The sequence below is a fragment of the Kribbella pratensis genome (genome assembly GCF_004366075.1).
GTDB lineage: Bacteria > Actinomycetota > Actinomycetes > Propionibacteriales > Kribbellaceae > Kribbella > Kribbella pratensis.
This window is the reverse complement of record NZ_SODU01000004.1, coordinates 798,592-814,762: the sequence shown is the minus strand read 5'-3', so window position 1 is coordinate 814,762 and position 16,171 is coordinate 798,592. Positions and strand designations below refer to the sequence as shown.

Genomic DNA, 16,171 nt, shown 5'->3' with positions numbered 1-16,171 from the left:
GAACGAGATGGATCGGCGAGGATTTCTCAAGCTTTCACTGGGAACCGGGCTCGCGGCGACCGCTGTCGCGGGGTGCAGCGGGAGTGGCGGCGGACCGTCGGGCGGTGGTGGCGACGTCACGCTGCGGTACGCGTGGTGGGGCAACAACATCCGCCAGCAGAACTACACCAAGGCCCTGAAGCAGTTCAGTACGGCGAACCCGTCGATCACGATCGAGCCGGAGTTCGCCGACTACACCGCCTTCCAGGAACGGATGACGACGCAGATCGCGGCCCGCGACGTGCCGGACATCTTCTGGATCGCGTCGCCGCAGGTGATGACGTACCACAAGAGCAAGCTGTACCGGAAGCTCGACGACATTCCCACGCTGAAGTGGGACGACTACAGCAAGGAAGACCTGGAGACCTTCAAGCTCGACGGGCAGCTCAACACGCTGCCGTTCGGCATCTTCACTCCGGTGATCCGCTACAACGAGACCGTCGCCAAGGCCGACGGCGTGACCATTCCCGCCGAGGGGCCGGGCTGGACCTGGGACAGTCTCGCCGAGCTCCTCGTTGCCTACAGCAAGAACAATCCTGGGAAGCGCAAGGGTACGCCGTACGCACCCGACCACGACCTCACGTTCGAGGCCTGGCTGCGGCAGCGGGGTGAGCAGTTGTGGACCCAGGACGGTCAGGTCGGGTTCACGGTGGACGGTCTGGGCAGCTGGCTCGACTGGTGGGAGAAGCTGCGCAAGGCCGGCGGTGCGTTGTCGCTCAGCGAGCAGGAGGGAATGGGCCCGGACTGGGCTCAGGTGGGGAAGAAGGTCCTGGTGAACTTCGGCAACTCCAACCACATCATCGACGACGCGAAGATGTTCCCGAAGGAGAAGTTCCGGCTGCGGGCGGCCCCGATCGCCGCGGGCGCGCCGGCCGGCCACAAGTACCTGTACTTCCCGCGGATGGCGATCTACCAGCGGATCGACGACGGCAACCTGGAGGCGGCCGGCAAGGTCCTCGACTACAACGTGAACAACGCCGAGATGCTGAAGACCGTCCGGCTGACCATGGGCGCGCCGACGAACCCGAAGGTCGCCGAGCAGGCCGCCGCGTTCGCGAGCCCGGACGAGAAGGAGATGCTCGCTGTCGTCGCGAAGGAACGCGCAGCCGAGCGGAAGCCGCGGTACGAGGCGCCTCCCGGGTCGAGCACCTGGCGGACCACGATGGCCCGGATCTGCGAGGAGATCGCGCTGGGCAAGACGGCCGTGCCGGCCGGTGCGAAGAAGTTGGTCGACGAGATCGGCGCCGGGATCAAGCGGGCCGCATGACGTCCCGCTCGAAGTTCTACCTCAATCGCCAGGGGCGGGCGGCACACGTGTTCCTGATCCCCTGGCAGTTGGGGTTCCTGCTGATCACCGCGGTGCCGTTGCTCGCGTCGCTGTACCTGGCGTTCACGAACTACGACATCCTCAATCCGCCGGAGTGGACCGGGCTGGAGAACTTCCAGCGGATGATCCACGACGACCAGTTCTGGGCCTCGGTCCGCGTGACCCTGATCTACGTGCTGGTGTCGGTGCCGCTGCAGCTCGCCTTCGCGTTGCTGCTCGCGCTGATCCTCGACCGCGGCCTGAGCGGATTGGCGTTCTACCGCAGCGCGTTCTACCTGCCGTCACTGCTGGGGTCTTCGGTGGCGATCGCGATCCTGTGGCGGGAGATCTTCGGTGACGACGGCCTGATCAACAAAGGGCTGGCGCTGATCGGGATCCACGGCGAGAGCTGGTTGCAGAACCCGCGGACCGCGCTGGCGACACTGATCGTGCTGAACGTGTGGACGTTCGGCTCGCCGATGGTGATCTTCCTGGCGGGCCTGCGGCAGATCCCTGACGAGCTGTACGAGGCGGCGCGTGTCGACGGCGCGGGTGTCTGGCGGCAATTCACGCACGTGACGGTTCCGCTGCTCACGCCGATCATCTTCTTCAACCTGATCCTGCAGACGATCGGCGCGTTCCAGACCTTCACCCAGGCGCACATCGTCAGCGGCGGCACCGGCGGTCCGGCGAACTCGACGCTGTTCTACACGCTGTACGTGTACCAGCAGGGGTTCGTCGCCTTCGACATGGGCTACGCATCGGCGCTGGCCTGGGTGCTGATGGTGGCGATCGCCGTGGTGACAGCACTGCATTTCCTGGTCTCGAAGTACTGGGTCTTCTACGGAGACAGCTGATGGAGCGCTCTGTCCTGAAACACACCGGGCTGCTGGTGTTCGTGGCGTTCATGATCTATCCGCTGGTGTGGATGGTGGTGAGCGCGTTCAAACCGCCCGAACAGATCCTGACCGAACCGGGCATCATCCCGTCCGACCTGACGTTCGAGAACTTCAAGGACGGCTGGCACGCGCTGAACCGGCCCTTCTCGGTGTTCTTCGTGAACTCGCTGATCGTCACGCTCGCCTCGATCGCCGGCAACCTGTTCTCCTGCTCACTGACGGCGTACGCGCTGGCCCGGCTGCAGTTCCGGATGCGGAAGGTGTACTTCGCGATCACGCTCGCCTCGGTGATGCTGCCGTTCCACGTGCTCGTGATTCCGCAGTACATCTTCTTCTCTCAGCTCGGCCTGGTGAACACCTACTGGCCGCTGCTGATCCCGAAGTTCCTGGCCACCGACGCGTTCTTCGTCTTCCTGATGGTCCAGTTCATCCGGACCTTGCCGCGCGAGCTCGACCGGGCGGCCTGGATCGACGGCGCCGGCCCGTTCCTGACCTTCTGGTACGTCGTGCTGCCGCTGATGCGACCGGCGCTGGTGACGACCACGATCTTCACCTTCATCTGGACCTGGAACGATTTCTTCGTACCGTTGATCTACCTGACCAGGACGCAGGCGTTCACCGTGCCGGTGGCGCTGAACTCGATGGTCGACTCCGAGACCCAGAGTGGAGTGGGCATGCTGTTCGCGATGTCGTTGCTGTCGCTGGTCCCGATCCTGATCTTCTTCGCCGTGGCCCAGAAGTACCTGATCCGCGGCATCGCGACGACGGGACTGAAGTGATGATCGTTGTAGTGGGCAAGGAATCACCGGCGTACGTCGCGGCGGCGGGGGAGCAGGCGGTGCGCTTCGTCGACTCACTCGACGACGCCTCGGACGTCTACGGCGAGATGGAGGCGGTCGTCGGTCACGTGCCGCCGGACGTGCTGGTCAAGGCCCCGCGGCTGCGCTGGGTGCACAGTCCGTCGGCCGGGGTCGACGCCGACCTCACGCCGGAGATGCTCGCGTCGGAGGTCGTCCTGACCTCGAGCGCCGGCAACGGCGGGATCTCGCTCGCGGAGCACTCGATCCTGCTGATGCTGATGCTCAATCGCGACGTACCGCGGTGGATGCGCGCGCAGGCGGAGCACCGCTGGGACCACTACCGTCACGGCGAGCTGGCCGGCCGGACCGTGGGCATCTACGGTCTCGGCAACTCCGGTCTCGATCTCGCGTTGAAGGCGAAGGCATTCCACATGCGAGTTCTCGGCGTACGGCGGCGTGCTGAGCAGCCTGCGCCGAACGTCGACGAGCTGTGCGATCTCGACCGGTTGCTCGCGGAGTCGGACTTCGTCGTGGTGACGACGCCGCGGACGCCCTCGACGGTCGGTGTCTTCGGGCGGGACGCGTTCGCGCGGATGAAGCCGACGGCGTACTTCATCTGTATCTCGCGCGGCGGGATCGCCGACGACGAGGCCCTGCTCGAGGCGCTCCGGACCGGGCAGATCGCGGGCGCCGGCCTGGACGCGCACGGAGTGGAACCGCTGCCGCCGGACAGCCCGTTCTGGTCGTTGCCGAACGTCGTCGTCACGCCACACAACGGCGCCACCAGCGACGGCACCCTCCGGCGGCACCAGGAGATCGTCGCGGACAACATCCGCCGTTTCGTCGCCGGTGAGCCGTTGCGGAACGTGGTGGACAAGGCCGCGGGTTACTAGGCCAGTACACTTGCCAGACCAGTTTCGTTGGAGGGGGTGTTGTGAGTACCGAAGCGCGTCTCGAGCTCGGGCCGTCCTCGCTGACCGACGCGCTCTACGAGTCGATCCGCAAGCGGATCGTGAACGGCGAGATCCCGCAGGGGGAGAAACTCACCGAGGTCCGGCTCGCCACGGAGTACAACGTGGCCCGGCCGACGGCGAAGGCGGCCCTCGAGCGGCTGACCGCGCTCGGCCTGTTGCGGCGTACCGCCCACAAGACAGCGGTCGTTCCGGTGCTCGACGAGGCCGAGATCCGGGACCTGTTCTTCAGCCGGATCACGATCGAGAAGGCGGCGGTGTCAGCGCTGGCCGCGACCGGCCAGGTGCCGGCTGACGCCGCCCGGGCACAGGTCGCGATCGAGTACGCCGCGCGCGACCGGCTGTTCGAGAACCAGGTCGAGGCGGACATCGCGTTCCACACGGCGTTGGTGGCCGCGGTCGGCAGCCGCCGGCTGACCCGGATGCACGAGCTGATCATCGGCGAGGTGCACCTGACCATGGGCCAGTACCAGGCGCACCGCAAGGCCGCGCCGACCACGGTCGCCGAAGAGCACGCAGCAATCCTCGAGGCGATCCAGCAGGGTGCCCCGGAGGACGCGGCCGATCACCTGGCCTATCACCTCGAGCAGGCGCAGGGCCGCTTGCTCAGCACCCTGTCTGGGGATTGACGAAAGCCGTCCGGCTTGGGAGCCTCGGGGAGAACGGGGCGGGTCTGGGGGAGGGCCGGATCTCGTCGGGGGATCAGACGCTTCTGGGGTGAAGTTCTCGCGCTGCGCTCGACGGAGACGACCGGTCTGCGTGGTGTGCGCCGTACGCGCGCGCCGATCTGCGGCAGACGGCAGTGGCGGGGAGCGAACAATGATCGACGATTTGAGAGAACGCACGCGCGGACAGGTCTTCGCAGCGGGCGACGAGGGGTACGACGCAGCGCGCCGGGTCAACAACTGGATGCACGACAAGCATCCGCGGGTGATCGTGCGCTGCGAGAACGCCGGTGACGTGATGGCGGCGATCGACTACGCACGCCGCAACGAGCTCGAGCTCGCGGTCCGGGGCGGCGGGCACAGCGTGCCGGGGTTCGGCACCGTGGAGGACGGCGTCGTCGTCGATCTGAGCGGGATGCGCAACGTCCGGGTCGATCCGGTGAACCGGACCGCGCGGGCCGGCGGCGGCGCGACGTGGGGCGATTTCAACGCGGCCACGCACGCGTTCGGGCTGGCCACCACCGGCGGGATCATCTCGACCACGGGCGTCGGCGGGCTGACGCTCGGCGGCGGGATCGGGTACCTGGCCCGTGGACTCGGGTTGTCCTGCGACAACCTGGTCTCCGCGGACGTGGTGACCGCGGACGGGAAGTTCCTGATCGCGAGCGAGAAGGAGAACGACGACCTGTTCTGGGCGTTGCGCGGCGGTGGCGGCAACTTCGGCGTGGTGACCGCGCTCGAGTTCCGGCTGGCGCCGGTGTCGACGATCTACGGCGGCCCGATGTTCTTCGAGATGTCCGACGCGGTCGCCGTACTGTCGGGCTTCCGGGAACTGATCAAGGACGCGCCCGAGCAGCTCGGCGGGTTCCCGGCGTTCCAGATCGCGCCGCCGCTGCCGTTCATCCCGGAGAACCGGCACGGCGAGCCGTTCGTGGCGATCGTCGGCTGCTGGGCGGGCGATCTCGACGAGGGCGAGACGCAGATCTCGAAGTTCCGCGAGTTCGCGCCGGTGATGGCCGAGCACGTCGGTCCGATGCCGTACCCGGCCTTGAACAGCGCCTTCGACGCGCTGGTGCCGCCCGGTCTGCAGCACTACTGGAAGGCGAACTTCGTCACCGAGCTGACCGACGAGGCGATCCAGGCGCACGTGCGGCACGCGCCCGGCCTCCCGGCGGTGAACTCGACCGTGCACATCTACCCGATCAACGGCGCCTGCCACCGGGTGACCTCGGACGCGACCGCGTTCGCCTACCGGGACGCGAACTTCGCGACCGTGATCGCCGGTATGTGGCCGGACCCGGCCGACAACGAGGCCGGGACCGAGTGGGTGCGGTCCTACTACGACGATGTCGCGCCGCACTCCGAGGCCGGCGGGTACATCAACTTCATGGCCGACGACGACCAGGGCCGGATCCGGGAGAACTACCGGCAGAACTACGACCGGCTGGCCGAGGTCAAGCGCAAGTACGACCCGGACAACGTGTTCCACCTGAACCAGAACATCGCGCCCTAGCTCACAACATCACAACGTCAGGAGGCGCTGGAAGAAGGCGCGGTACCGCTGGAGCGCCGAGCGGAGGTCCTCGGTCGACGGCTCGCCGGTCGACCACTGGTGCTCGAGGTCCTGGTGCTGGCGGTCGAAGCCGTCCGCCAGGTGCTTGAGCACGTCGTCGACGAGCTTGTCGGCCTCACTGACGGCGTTGCGCGGGTCGTCCACGAAGCCTTGCTGGACGACGTCCCAGCGGGCCCGGAAGTCGACGGCCGAGTCCTCTGCCACCAGCGGTCCGCCAGCCGTCCGGTCGTTCGTCCGGTCGTTCGCCCGGTCGGTTGCGCGTTCTGTTGCGCGGTCGGGTTCAGCGGTCGACGTACGGCCGTCGTCGACGTCGCGGTGCCCGGCCAGGTCGGGGTCGGGCTCGAGATCGTCGTCGTCGAGCGTGCGGTCGTCGTCGAGCGGGACGCCACGGCGATCGTTGGTGGTCATGCTTGCTCCTGGGTGTGCTCGCTGTCTTCCAGTAGGGCGTCGACAAGGTGGCGGTACGCCGTGACCGCGCGCCGCAGGTCCTCGGTATCGGCCTCGCCGCGCGCCTGGGCGACGGCGAGCCGGTGGGCCTCGCGGTAGTGCATCGCGACGTCAGGGTGCCCGACGGACACGTCGTCGGCCCGCTGCTCGAACTCGTCGACCGGGTACCCGGCTTCGCGCATCATCCGCAGGACCAGCCGGTCCGCGTCCGCGACCGCTCCGGCGGGACGGTCGACGAAGCTCTGTTGCACTTCGGCCCACTCGGCGCGGTAGGTCTGGGCGGACTCACGGCTCAGCGGCGTGATGTGCAGCCGCGACACCCGGCGTTCCCGCTCGCGCAGATCGCGCTCGGCGCTGCGACGATCGCCCGACTCCTCCAGTGTGCGTTCGTACTCCGGACCGAACCGCTGCTGCAGTTCGCCCGAGCGTCTGCGCTGGTACAGGTACAGAAGCGCCGCGGCCGCGATCAGCACCACGACGATGATCACGATGGTCAGGACGGTACCCATCAGAACTCCAGTCCGGTCGCACGTGTGGATCCGCGGTCCCCAGCGCCGCCTCAGCCCCCCGTAGCCCGAACCGGTACCCACGGAAGATGCGAACAAGCCTCCGGCCGGCAACCCGTTGCGGGTGACCGGCCGGACGCGCGAACTGCGATCAGGCCTTCGGTGCGAGCTTGTGGACGACGATGCCGGACTTGAAGGTCGTCGTACCGAGCAGGTCGAGGTGGGTGATGTCGATGCCGGTGCCCTGGAACATGGTGGCGCCCTCGGCGACCACCGGGAAGATCCAGAAGTGGTACTCGTCGACGAGCTTGTTCTCCAGCAGCGTCTTCGAGAACGACCCGGTGCCGTACTTGATCAGGTCACCGCCCTCGGACTCCTTGAGCTTGCGGACGGCCTCGGCCGCGTCGCCCTCGAGCGGCTGTGCGTTCCACTTCCACTCGGTGACCGTGCGCGAGGCGACCCACTTCGGCATCGCGTTGAAGCTGTCGGCGAGCGGGTCGCCGGCCCGTGACAGCCAGGCGTCCGCGAAGCCCTCGTAGGTGACCCGGCCGAGCACCTGTCCCTCGACACCTTCCATCAGGGACTGGTTGTAGGCCATGTGCTCCTCGTCCCAGTACGGCGGGCTCCAGTTCTGCGGCTCGTCGATGACGCCGTTCAGGGTGACGAACGTGGATTCGATCAGCTTCCTCATGGGTCTTTTCCTCTCAGGGTTGGTACGGGCGCCTGTTGCGGGCGTCCTGTAGTGCTTCGGCCCACCAGACGAGCTGGTCGAGCATGAGTTTGGCGTTTGCCTCGTAGCCGGCAGAAGACCGTGGCCAGCCGCCGTCGGCGGTGAACTGCTCCCAGTAGCAGGGCAGTGCGACAGTGTTGCGGATGGTGACCGCCTGGAGTTCTGTGAAGACCTGGCGCAGTTGCGCGGTGGCGTGGGAGCCGCCGCTCTCCCGGCCGTAGCTGACGATCGCTACCGGCTTGGCGTGCCACTCCTCGTAGTACCAGTCCAGTGCGGTCTTCAGCGTGGCCGGAAAGCTGCAGTTGATCTCCGGTGTGACCACAGCGAACGCGTCCGCGGCGGCCAGTCTGCTGCTCAGTACGGCGACCTCCAGCGGCGTCTCGTCGTCCGCGTCGGGCAGCGTGGTCGGCAGGTTCGCAGCTGCCAGGTCGACCAGGTCGACGTCGAACTGCTTGGTGGCCTGCTCTGCGAGCCAGTGCGCCACGGTCGGTCCGAACCGGCCGCGCCGGGTGCTGCCGATGATCACTGCCAGTCGCATCTGCGTCCTCCTTCCGTCTGATCCAGACTCTGCCGGAAGGGGTTTACGGTTTCTTTCCGGTCCTTTCTGGCCGACCGGAATAAGGTGCCGTCATGCGCTTCGGGGTACTCGGACCAGTGATGGCGTGGACGGACGCGGGGACGCCCGTGGTCATCCAGGGGCTGAAGGTCCGTGCGCTGCTGGCGAACCTGCTGGTGCACGAGGGCCGACCTGTTCCCGCGGACCGCCTCATCGACGACCTCTGGGGGTCGGAACTGCCCGGTAACCCGTCCGGGACGTTGTCTGCGAAGGTGTCCCAGCTGCGACGAGCATTTGAAGACGCTGAGCCCGGCAGTCGCTCGCTGGTGCAGTCCGGTCCGGCCGGCTACTCGCTAGTGGTTTCTGCTGAGACGTATGACGCTCTGAAGTTCGGTGAACTGCTGGCCGCCGGCTCTGTCGACGAGGCGCTGGCGTTGTGGCGCGGTTCGGCGTACGCCGACTTTGCGGACGACGCGTTCGTTGAGACAGCTGTAGCCCGGCTGACCGATTTGCGGCTCACTGCTCTCGAGCAGGCCGATCTACCCGTTGTGGACCTCGCAGCGCTCGTGAAAGAGCACCCACTGCGTGAGGGGCTCCGTGCCGCACACATGAAGGCCCTCTACCGAGCTGGGCGGCAGACGGAGGCTCTGGAGAGTTTCGATGAGCTACGGCAGCTCCTGTTGGAGGATCTCGGGCTGGACCCTAGCCCGGAGCTCGTGGCGCTGCAGCAGTCGATCCTCACTCAGGAGCTGCCAAACGCACGCAACAACCTTCCCGCTCAGCTGACTGAATTGATCGGTCGCACCGATGCGTTGGCGGATGTAGGTGCCTGTTTGGGCACGTCACGTTTAGTCACGCTGACTGGTCCGGGAGGTGTCGGCAAGACTCGCTTGGCACTCGCCGCGGCGGCCGATGTTGCGGGCCGGTTCGCGGACGGCGTCGTGCTGGTCGAGCTCGCTGCAGTGACTCCTGACGCGTTGTCGGTCGCCAACTCGCTCACTGACGCGGTGCAGGCAGCTCTGGATCTCCGCGACACCGGGGGCACACCGGTGGTCGATCTGCTGGCGTCAGTGATGGGTTCCCGGCTGCTGGTGCTGGACAACTGCGAGCAGATTGTCGAGGAGGTTGCCGCGCTGACGGACCGCTTACTAGCCACGGCTCCTGGCCTACGTGTGCTCGCGACGAGTCGCGAGCCGTTGGGCCTGGCTGGTGAGGTGGTGTGGAGTGTTCCGCCCTTGGCTGTGCCTCCCGTGTCGGCCGGTGTCGAGGCCGTCGGTGAGTGCAGTGCAGCGCAGCTGTTCGTGACACGTGCGGCGGCCGCGTCACGTGGCTTCGCCCTGACGGACGAGACCGTTGCTGATGTCGCCGTACTGTGCAGGCGGCTGGACGGGATCCCGCTCGCGTTGGAGCTCGCTGCGACGCGAGTGCGAGCGCTCGGGGTACGTGGGCTCGTAGCGCGACTGGACGACCGCTTCCGGTTGCTGGCGACAGGACACCGCGGTGCAGCGCCACGACAGCAGACGCTGCACGCGATGATCGACTGGAGCTGGGAGCTGCTCGCCCCTGAGGAGCAGTCAGTGCTGCGGCAGCTCGCCGTACACGCAGATGGCTGTACGGCGGACGCTGCGGCGGCTGTGTGCGGCGAGGACGACGTACTGGATGTCCTGGTGCGTCTGGTCGACCGGTCGCTCGTCGTACCGGTCGATGGTGGTCGCTTCCGGTTGCTTGAGTCAGTGGCGGCGTACTGCGTCGAGAAACTGCGTGTGAGCGGTGAGCTGGAGTCGTCTCGTCAACGGCACCTGTCCTACTACGTGTCGCTGGCTGAGGCGGCGCGGCCCGGACTGTTCGGTGACGAGCAGAGCAGGTGGCTGCAGCTGTTGGACGAGGACTCCGCCAACTTCCGGACCGCACTGGATCGTGCGGTGACCACAGGGCAGTTGGACCTCGCCGAACGGCTTGTGGACGCACTGTCCTGGTACTGGTTCCTCCGTGGTCGGTATGTGGAGGCCATGCGGTCTCTGGACACAGTGCCGGGTTCTGCTCGGGCTGGAGTGTGGCGGGCCGGGTTCATGTACCTGCTCGGGCACCCGGACGCCGCAGCGGAGCGGGACCGTTGGCTGGACAGTGCCGATGCCATGGGCCAGTGGTGGATTGCCCATGCCGCCAGCGACGTCGGCGACCTCTCTGCTTGTCTGTCGATGCTCAACCAGGCTCTGAAGACGTTCGAGGCCGACGGGAACCAGTGGGGTGTGGCAGCTGTGCTGGCTGCGCGCGCGAAGCATGCGCACGTACGGGCGGATCTGCCGGCGCTGTACGACGACGCATGTCAGAGCATCGGGATTTTCCGGGCGCTGGGGGATCGGTGGGGTGTGCTGCAGGCGACGGGCTGGTTCGGGGCGCACGCCGAGCTCGTCGGCGACTTCGACGAGGCGGAGCGGCTGCACCTCGAAGGTGCCGAGGCCGCGGAGGAGATCGGGCTGTGGCCCGAGGTCGCCAACGCGTTGGGAATGCTCGGGTGGACGGCGATCCGGCGAGAACACTACGAGCAGGCCCGGACGTACGGCGAGCGTGCGTTGCGGCTGGCGACCGAGCAAGGGCAGCGCGCGACGCAGGCACTGGCGGAGTTGGTGCTCGGCTTCGCGGCTCGTCGTACCGGCGCTCTGGACGAGGCGTCGGAGCGGTTGCAGGCGTTGATCGACGCCGCCCGCTTGCAGACGGAGTCGGTGCTGTATCTGTCGATCGTGCTGGAAGAGCTCGGGTTCGTCAGGGAGCTCCAGGGCCGGCCGGACGACGCGTTGGAGCTGCACATGGAGGCCTTCCGGGTCTCGGAGGAGTTCGACTCGCTACGGAGCATGTGTTGGGCGCTGGAGGGGATCGCGGCCTGTCACCCGGACAAGACCCTCGCCGCGACCTTGCTGGGGAGTTCGTCGGCGACCAGGTCCACCGAGAACTATCTGATGGCCGCGACAGAGGAAGACGACCTTGCCCGGGCGGTCGCTGCGGCCGAGTCCGCGCTGGGGCCGGAGGCGTATCGGGCGGCGTTCTCCCGTGGCGAGGGGTTGAGCCCGGCTGACGCGTTCGGACTGCTCGTCCGGCAGTAGATGTTCTGTTGTTGAGATTATTCGTCTATCGAAGTAGTTTTGCTCCCGAACCCACTTCGAGAAGGTGAACCATGGATTACGGCCACGAGCTGGTCTTCGGCACGTTCCTGACCCCGGCGGTCGACACCCCGGACCGCGTGATCGCGCTGGCCCAGCTGACCGAGCAGGTCGGCCTCGACCTGGTCAGCTTCCAGGATCATCCGTACCAGCCGCGGCTGATGGATGCCTGGACGCTGCTGTCCGTCGTCGCAGCCCGTACCGAGCGCGTGAAGGTCACTACCAACGTGGCCAACCTCCCGCTCCGGCACCCGGTCGTCCTGGCGCGCAGTGTGGCGACGCTGGACCTGATCACCGGTGGGCGAGTTGAGCTTGGCCTGGGCGCCGGCGGGTTCCTCGACGCGGTCGCGGCGAACGGCGGGCCGCGGCTGACCACCGGACAGAGCATTGCCGCGCTGGAAGAGGCCATCGCGATCATGCGCGAGGTCTGGACACCTGGTGGTGGCGGCATCCGGCTGTCCGGCAAGCACTACACGCTGTCCGGTGCGAAGCGCGGTCCGGCGCCGGCGCATGACGTCTCGATCTGGCTGGGTGCGTACAAGCCGCGGATGCTCGCGCTCACCGGACGGCTGGCAGACGGGTGGCTGCCGAGCAGCGGGTACGCCGGGCCGGAACAACTGGCCGCGATGAACAAGGTCATCGACGAGGCCGCTGTGGAGGCCGGGCGGGACCCTGCTGCGGTACGGCGGCTGTACAACATCTCCGGTCAGTTTGTCGGTGGCGGTGGGTTCCTGCAGGGGCCTGAGGAGCTGTGGATCGACCAGCTGACCGAGCTGACGCTGGGGGAGGGGATCAGCACCTACATCCTTGCCTCGGACAATCCTGACGACATCCGGCGGTTCGCTGAGGTGGCGGCCGGTGTGCGCGAGGCAGTCGCGGTGGCTCGGTCGGGCGCTGTTGCTGAGAGTGTGGTTGCTACGGGCTTTGGCGTCGTGCCGACACCACCTCCTGCCGTACGACGCAGCGCCGTACAGCTGCTGGACGAGTCCGCTCGGCCGACCGGTCCGGCGCAGGACCCGTCTCGGACGTACACGCCGTACCAACTGCAGTCCGGTCAGCACCTGATCGACGTACACGACCACCTGCGTGCAGAGCTCGACCAGGTGCGCGACCTGGTGGAGCAGGTCGCGGCCGGGACGCTGGGCGTCGGTGCGGCGCGGTCGCACATCAACACGATGACCATGCGGCAGAACAATTGGACGCTGGGGACGTACTGCGAGTCGTACTGCCGGCTCGTGACGACGCACCACTCGCTCGAGGATGCATCGCTGTTCCCGCATCTACGTCGCGCCGACCCTGACCTGGTGCCGGTCGTGGACCGGCTGCAGGAGGAGCACAAGATCATTCACGACGTACTGGAAGGTGTCGACAAAGCACTCGTCGCGCTGGTTGACGGATCAGGCGACATCGACGGTCTGCGGGCGGCCGTCGACCTGCTGGACGACACGTTGCTGTCGCACCTGTCCTACGAGGAACGCGAACTGGTCGAACCGCTGGCGCGACTCGGGGTCCTGTAGGTACTACTACTTGGCTTCGCCCAGCAGGGAGGCGAGGATGTCGAGGAGACGGAGGGTCGGCACCTCGCCGAGCAGACGGGCGGCGCTGGTCGCCGGCTCCGCGCTCAGGCGGACCTGCAGCAGCTTGAAGTCACGGACGTTGGCCGGGTTCACCAGGTCCTCGCGGACTGCCTTGAGGAACTCGGCTCCGGCCGAGGACGAGCCGTAGGTCATCCGGATGAAGCTGTCGGTCACCGGGAACAGGTACGGCCGCTTGAGGTGCAGCAGCTTCGACTTCTTCGCGTGCCCGAACCCGCGGTGGCCGGTGAACTTGTCGTCCAGCGCCATCGCCGCGTCGAACAGCTCACTCCCCGGCGCGGCGTCCTCGAGGCGCGCGTCCACCGGGATCGCCGCGAGCTCCTTCTCCGCCTCCACCTCGAGCAGCCAGGGAATGTCCAGCACCCGCAGGTCGGCGCCGATCACCATGATCCTGCCCAGGTCCTCGAACGTGATCCGGTTCGGGTCGGAGCCACCGACGGTGGTCATACCCGGCAGCCCGTCGTAGTACTGCAGCACGGCGCCGTTCGTCTCGGCGTACAGCCGCAGTTGCGCGATCGCCTCGTCGACGACGATCTTCCGGGTACCGATGTTCATGAGCCACACCCTCACACTTGTGGTGGCAGACCCGCCAGCGGGCGGACCATCATTCGAACGTTCCTGACACCTGTTTCCGCAGATCGTAGCGACTCCACGGCCCCCCGCACGCCAAAGTCACTTCCCGTTGTCCACAACCTGTAACCATCCGCTCATTTCGCATGCCGATCTCCGTAAACTCTCTGTCACAACCCAACGACTGAGCGGAGGCGAACTGTGCGGAACCGGCTGTTTGCGCTCGTCCTCGCCGTCCTCCTGCTCGTCCCCTTCACCCCGGTCTCGTCCGCCGCTCCGCCGGACGCCTACCCGTGTGTACATCCGGACCTCACCGTCTCCGCGGACGGTGAAGTCCTGAGCACCGGCACAGAGATCGCTCTCGACGGCGGCATGGCCCATGCAGGCACCGGGCTCACCTTGACCTTCCAGGCCCGGACGTTCAACCTGACGATCGACCTCTGCTACCTCCGGATCACCGACACCCGCACGTGGCAGGTCGACCACTGGCCCTGCGAGAACGCGCCCAAACCGAAACCTGCGCGGACCCAATCGCTGAGCTGGTCGGTCTTCGTGCCACTCGACTGCAAGTTCGTCGGCTCACCGAACCTGCTGAGCGTTTCCTTGACGAACGGCAAGGGTTCGGCGTCCGCCTCGGTGATGATCTACGCCGGTGCGCCTGGGTTCGTGTTCCCGGACAAACAGGCACGGGCGTTCTTCGGGCCGTTCGCGATGCAGTCCGATCCCGTCAACTCCCTGACGGGCGCGCTGGCCGCCGTCGAGACGGACGCTTCGGTGACGGCTCTCGGCGTACCGCTCACGGTGACGCGGACGTACAACTCGAACGACGGATCCACCGGATCGCTCGGTGCCGGGTGGAGAGCGTCGTACTCGGATCGTCTTGAGCTGTCACCAACGGGTGCGCGGTATCTGGCGTCTGATGGGCGGGAGATCGGGTTCACGCGTCACGGGACCGGCTTTGAGGTGGAGCAGGGGGCGGCCCGGTTCACGCTGGCGCGGTCGGGGTCGACGTACCTGCTGACGAGCGTCGACCAGGTGCGGATGCAGTTCTCGCTGACCGGTAAGTTGCAGGCGATCCGGGACCGCAACGGTCAAGGGGTGACGATCGAGCGGGCCTCGGGGCGCGTACGGACGGTCGCGAACGGCCGGCGGTCACTGTCGTACGACTACAACGAGCAGGGGCAGATCGCGTCGGTGCGGTTGTCGGCGCCCGGCGTTGCGCCGCGGACGGTGCGGTACGAGTACGCCGACGGTCGGCTCGTGGGGGTGACGTCGCCGGGCGGGGTTCGGACGCGGTACGAGTACTCCGCGGGGCGGCTGACGTCGGAGACGGTGGGGGATGCGGGCAAGCCGGCGTACGTGACCGAGTACGACGCCGACGGGCGGGTCGTCGCTCAGACCGATGCCAGGGGCGGTCGGTCGACGTGTCCTGGGACACCGAGGGCATTCGCGGTACGTCGACGATGATCGATCCGACCGGTGGGAAGTGGATCAACGAGTACGAGCGGAACTGGCTCATCCGCCAAACCGATCCGACCGGCGCCACGGCCACGTTCCATTACGATGCCAACGGCGACCTCATCCGGGTCTTCGACAGCCTCGGGCATGGCGCGCGGCACGAGTACGACGCTCTTGGTCGCGTAGTCGCCTCGACGGACGCGGTCGGTGCGGTGACCCGGCGTACTTACAACGCCCGAAACGACGTCGTGGCGACGGTGGATCCGCTCGGGCGGCGGACGACGTACACCTATGACGTCCGCGGGAACCTAACCGGCACGGCGTACGCCGGTCGCACCTCGTCGGTCAGCTACGACACGCGGGGCCTGGTCACGGCGTCTCGCGATGCTCTGGGTCGTGTTGTGCAGTATGCGTACTCCGCCGACGGCGACCTGACGACCATCACGGATCCATTGCGTCAGCTGACCCGCATTGCGTATGACGGCTGGGGGCGGCCGATCAAGACGATCTCACCGCGCGGTGCCGTCAGCACGATCACTTACAACGACGACGACCAGCGGCTCTCGCAGCACGGACCGCTTGATGTCTCCACGAGCCAGACCTACGACGGGCAAGGCCGTGTATCGACGCTGGTCGACGCCCGCGGCGGCACTACCAAGCTGCGCTACGACAATGCCGGGGCAGTGGTCGGCGTCACCAGACCATCGTTGCCGAGGCCACCACGACCTTCGACGCATCCGGCAGGGTCACCGAGACCGTCGACGCCAGTGGCCGCTCGCAGACCTTCACGTACGACGGTGCGGGCCGGACAACTGAGGCGACGTACGGCGGTCGCACCTGGAAGTTCGCGTACGACAAGGCCGGCCGCCTGATCCGCACCACGCTGCCCTCGGGGAAG

At 67.1% G+C, this 16,171-nt stretch carries 14 protein-coding genes and 2 pseudogenes; 11 read left to right on the top strand and 5 right to left on the bottom strand.

What is annotated here, in order from left to right; translation table 11 throughout:
• The first annotated feature begins 7 nt into the window (after positions 1-7).
• The 6 genes from EV137_RS36260 (at position 8) to EV137_RS36235 (ending at position 6,193) form a co-directional block, all read left to right on the top strand.
• Complete coding sequence (locus EV137_RS36260; RefSeq protein WP_134132642.1) at positions 8-1,306, top strand: ABC transporter substrate-binding protein; 1,299 nt, start codon at positions 8-10, stop codon at positions 1,304-1,306.
• The gene (locus EV137_RS36255; protein WP_134012713.1) at positions 1,303-2,202 is read left to right on the top strand and encodes a carbohydrate ABC transporter permease; all 900 of its coding nucleotides are present in this window, start codon (positions 1,303-1,305) and stop codon (positions 2,200-2,202) included. The genes EV137_RS36260 and EV137_RS36255 overlap by 4 nt, the downstream gene beginning before the upstream one ends.
• Positions 2,202-3,023, top strand: coding sequence for a carbohydrate ABC transporter permease (locus EV137_RS36250; RefSeq protein WP_134132640.1), 822 nt, complete (start codon positions 2,202-2,204; stop codon positions 3,021-3,023). Before EV137_RS36255 ends, EV137_RS36250 begins: the two co-directional genes overlap by 1 nt.
• A complete protein-coding gene (locus EV137_RS36245; RefSeq protein WP_134132639.1) occupies positions 3,023-3,937 on the top strand; it encodes a D-2-hydroxyacid dehydrogenase in 915 nt (304 codons plus the stop codon). Before EV137_RS36250 ends, EV137_RS36245 begins: the two co-directional genes overlap by 1 nt.
• A 41-nt stretch (positions 3,938-3,978) precedes the next feature.
• Positions 3,979-4,644, top strand: a complete 666-nt coding sequence (locus tag EV137_RS36240) for a GntR family transcriptional regulator (RefSeq protein WP_134132638.1) — start codon at positions 3,979-3,981, stop codon at positions 4,642-4,644.
• Positions 4,645-4,834: 190 nt separating this feature from the next.
• Positions 4,835-6,193 (top strand): FAD-binding oxidoreductase, encoded by a 1,359-nt coding sequence (locus tag EV137_RS36235; RefSeq protein ID WP_134012721.1) that lies wholly within the window; start codon positions 4,835-4,837, stop codon positions 6,191-6,193.
• 9 nt (positions 6,194-6,202) lie between these two features.
• On the opposite strand, the gene EV137_RS36230 is transcribed toward EV137_RS36235, so the two are convergent.
• The 4 genes from EV137_RS36230 to EV137_RS36215 form a co-directional block, all read right to left on the bottom strand.
• Entirely contained in the window at positions 6,203-6,661 is a 459-nt protein-coding gene (locus tag EV137_RS36230) for a hypothetical protein (protein WP_134132636.1), read from the bottom strand.
• Complete coding sequence (locus EV137_RS36225) at positions 6,658-7,209, bottom strand: hypothetical protein (RefSeq protein ID WP_134132635.1); 552 nt, start codon at positions 7,207-7,209, stop codon at positions 6,658-6,660. Before EV137_RS36225 ends, EV137_RS36230 begins: the two co-directional genes overlap by 4 nt.
• Positions 7,210-7,357: 148 nt before the next feature.
• Positions 7,358-7,897 (bottom strand): dihydrofolate reductase family protein, encoded by a 540-nt coding sequence (locus EV137_RS36220; RefSeq protein WP_134132634.1) that lies wholly within the window; start codon positions 7,895-7,897, stop codon positions 7,358-7,360.
• Positions 7,898-7,910: 13 nt separating this feature from the next.
• Positions 7,911-8,474, bottom strand: a complete 564-nt coding sequence (locus EV137_RS36215) for an NADPH-dependent FMN reductase (protein WP_134132632.1) — start codon at positions 8,472-8,474, stop codon at positions 7,911-7,913.
• Between the two features lie 92 nt (positions 8,475-8,566).
• Here EV137_RS36215 and EV137_RS36210 point away from each other — a divergent pair, with 92 nt between their 5' ends.
• Both EV137_RS36210 and EV137_RS36205 read left to right on the top strand, forming a co-directional pair.
• Complete coding sequence (locus EV137_RS36210) at positions 8,567-11,593, top strand: AfsR/SARP family transcriptional regulator (RefSeq protein WP_134132631.1); 3,027 nt, start codon at positions 8,567-8,569, stop codon at positions 11,591-11,593.
• A 71-nt stretch (positions 11,594-11,664) separates the two neighbouring features.
• Entirely contained in the window at positions 11,665-13,167 is a 1,503-nt protein-coding gene (locus EV137_RS36205; RefSeq protein ID WP_134132630.1) for an LLM class flavin-dependent oxidoreductase, read from the top strand.
• Between the two features lie 6 nt (positions 13,168-13,173).
• On the opposite strand, the gene EV137_RS36200 is transcribed toward EV137_RS36205, so the two are convergent.
• Complete coding sequence (locus EV137_RS36200) at positions 13,174-13,800, bottom strand: DUF6308 family protein (RefSeq protein ID WP_134132629.1); 627 nt, start codon at positions 13,798-13,800, stop codon at positions 13,174-13,176.
• Between the two features lie 216 nt (positions 13,801-14,016).
• On the opposite strand from EV137_RS36200, the gene EV137_RS36195 reads away from it, so the two are divergent.
• From EV137_RS36195 to EV137_RS42150, 3 genes and pseudogenes are all read left to right on the top strand, one after another.
• On the top strand, positions 14,017-15,282 hold the full coding sequence (locus tag EV137_RS36195) for a DUF6531 domain-containing protein (protein WP_134132627.1): 1,266 nt from the start codon (positions 14,017-14,019) through the stop codon (positions 15,280-15,282).
• Positions 15,279-15,803 (top strand): annotated as a pseudogene (locus EV137_RS42155) (hypothetical protein); the annotation flags it as partial. The gene EV137_RS36195 and the pseudogene EV137_RS42155, both read left to right, overlap by 4 nt.
• 92 nt (positions 15,804-15,895) lie before the next feature.
• Positions 15,896-16,171 (top strand): annotated as a pseudogene (locus tag EV137_RS42150) (hypothetical protein); the annotation flags it as partial.

Excerpts from the sequence above, each read along its gene's own strand:
- EV137_RS36260 (WP_134132642.1), top strand. The coding sequence starts at position 8 with ATGGATCGGCGAGGATTTCTCAAGCTTTCACTGGGAACCGGGCTCGCG.
- EV137_RS36255 (WP_134012713.1), top strand. The coding sequence starts at position 1,303 with ATGACGTCCCGCTCGAAGTTCTACCTCAATCGCCAGGGGCGGGCGGCA.
- EV137_RS36250 (WP_134132640.1), top strand. The coding sequence starts at position 2,202 with ATGGAGCGCTCTGTCCTGAAACACACCGGGCTGCTGGTGTTCGTGGCG.
- EV137_RS36245 (WP_134132639.1), top strand. The coding sequence starts at position 3,023 with ATGATCGTTGTAGTGGGCAAGGAATCACCGGCGTACGTCGCGGCGGCG.
- EV137_RS36235 (WP_134012721.1), top strand. The coding sequence starts at position 4,835 with ATGATCGACGATTTGAGAGAACGCACGCGCGGACAGGTCTTCGCAGCG.
- EV137_RS36230 (WP_134132636.1), bottom strand. The coding sequence starts at position 6,661 with ATGACCACCAACGATCGCCGTGGCGTCCCGCTCGACGACGACCGCACG.
- EV137_RS36225 (WP_134132635.1), bottom strand. The coding sequence starts at position 7,209 with ATGGGTACCGTCCTGACCATCGTGATCATCGTCGTGGTGCTGATCGCG.
- EV137_RS36220 (WP_134132634.1), bottom strand. The coding sequence starts at position 7,897 with ATGAGGAAGCTGATCGAATCCACGTTCGTCACCCTGAACGGCGTCATC.
- EV137_RS36215 (WP_134132632.1), bottom strand. The coding sequence starts at position 8,474 with ATGCGACTGGCAGTGATCATCGGCAGCACCCGGCGCGGCCGGTTCGGA.
- EV137_RS36210 (WP_134132631.1), top strand. The coding sequence starts at position 8,567 with ATGCGCTTCGGGGTACTCGGACCAGTGATGGCGTGGACGGACGCGGGG.
- EV137_RS36205 (WP_134132630.1), top strand. The coding sequence starts at position 11,665 with ATGGATTACGGCCACGAGCTGGTCTTCGGCACGTTCCTGACCCCGGCG.
- EV137_RS36200 (WP_134132629.1), bottom strand. The coding sequence starts at position 13,800 with ATGAACATCGGTACCCGGAAGATCGTCGTCGACGAGGCGATCGCGCAA.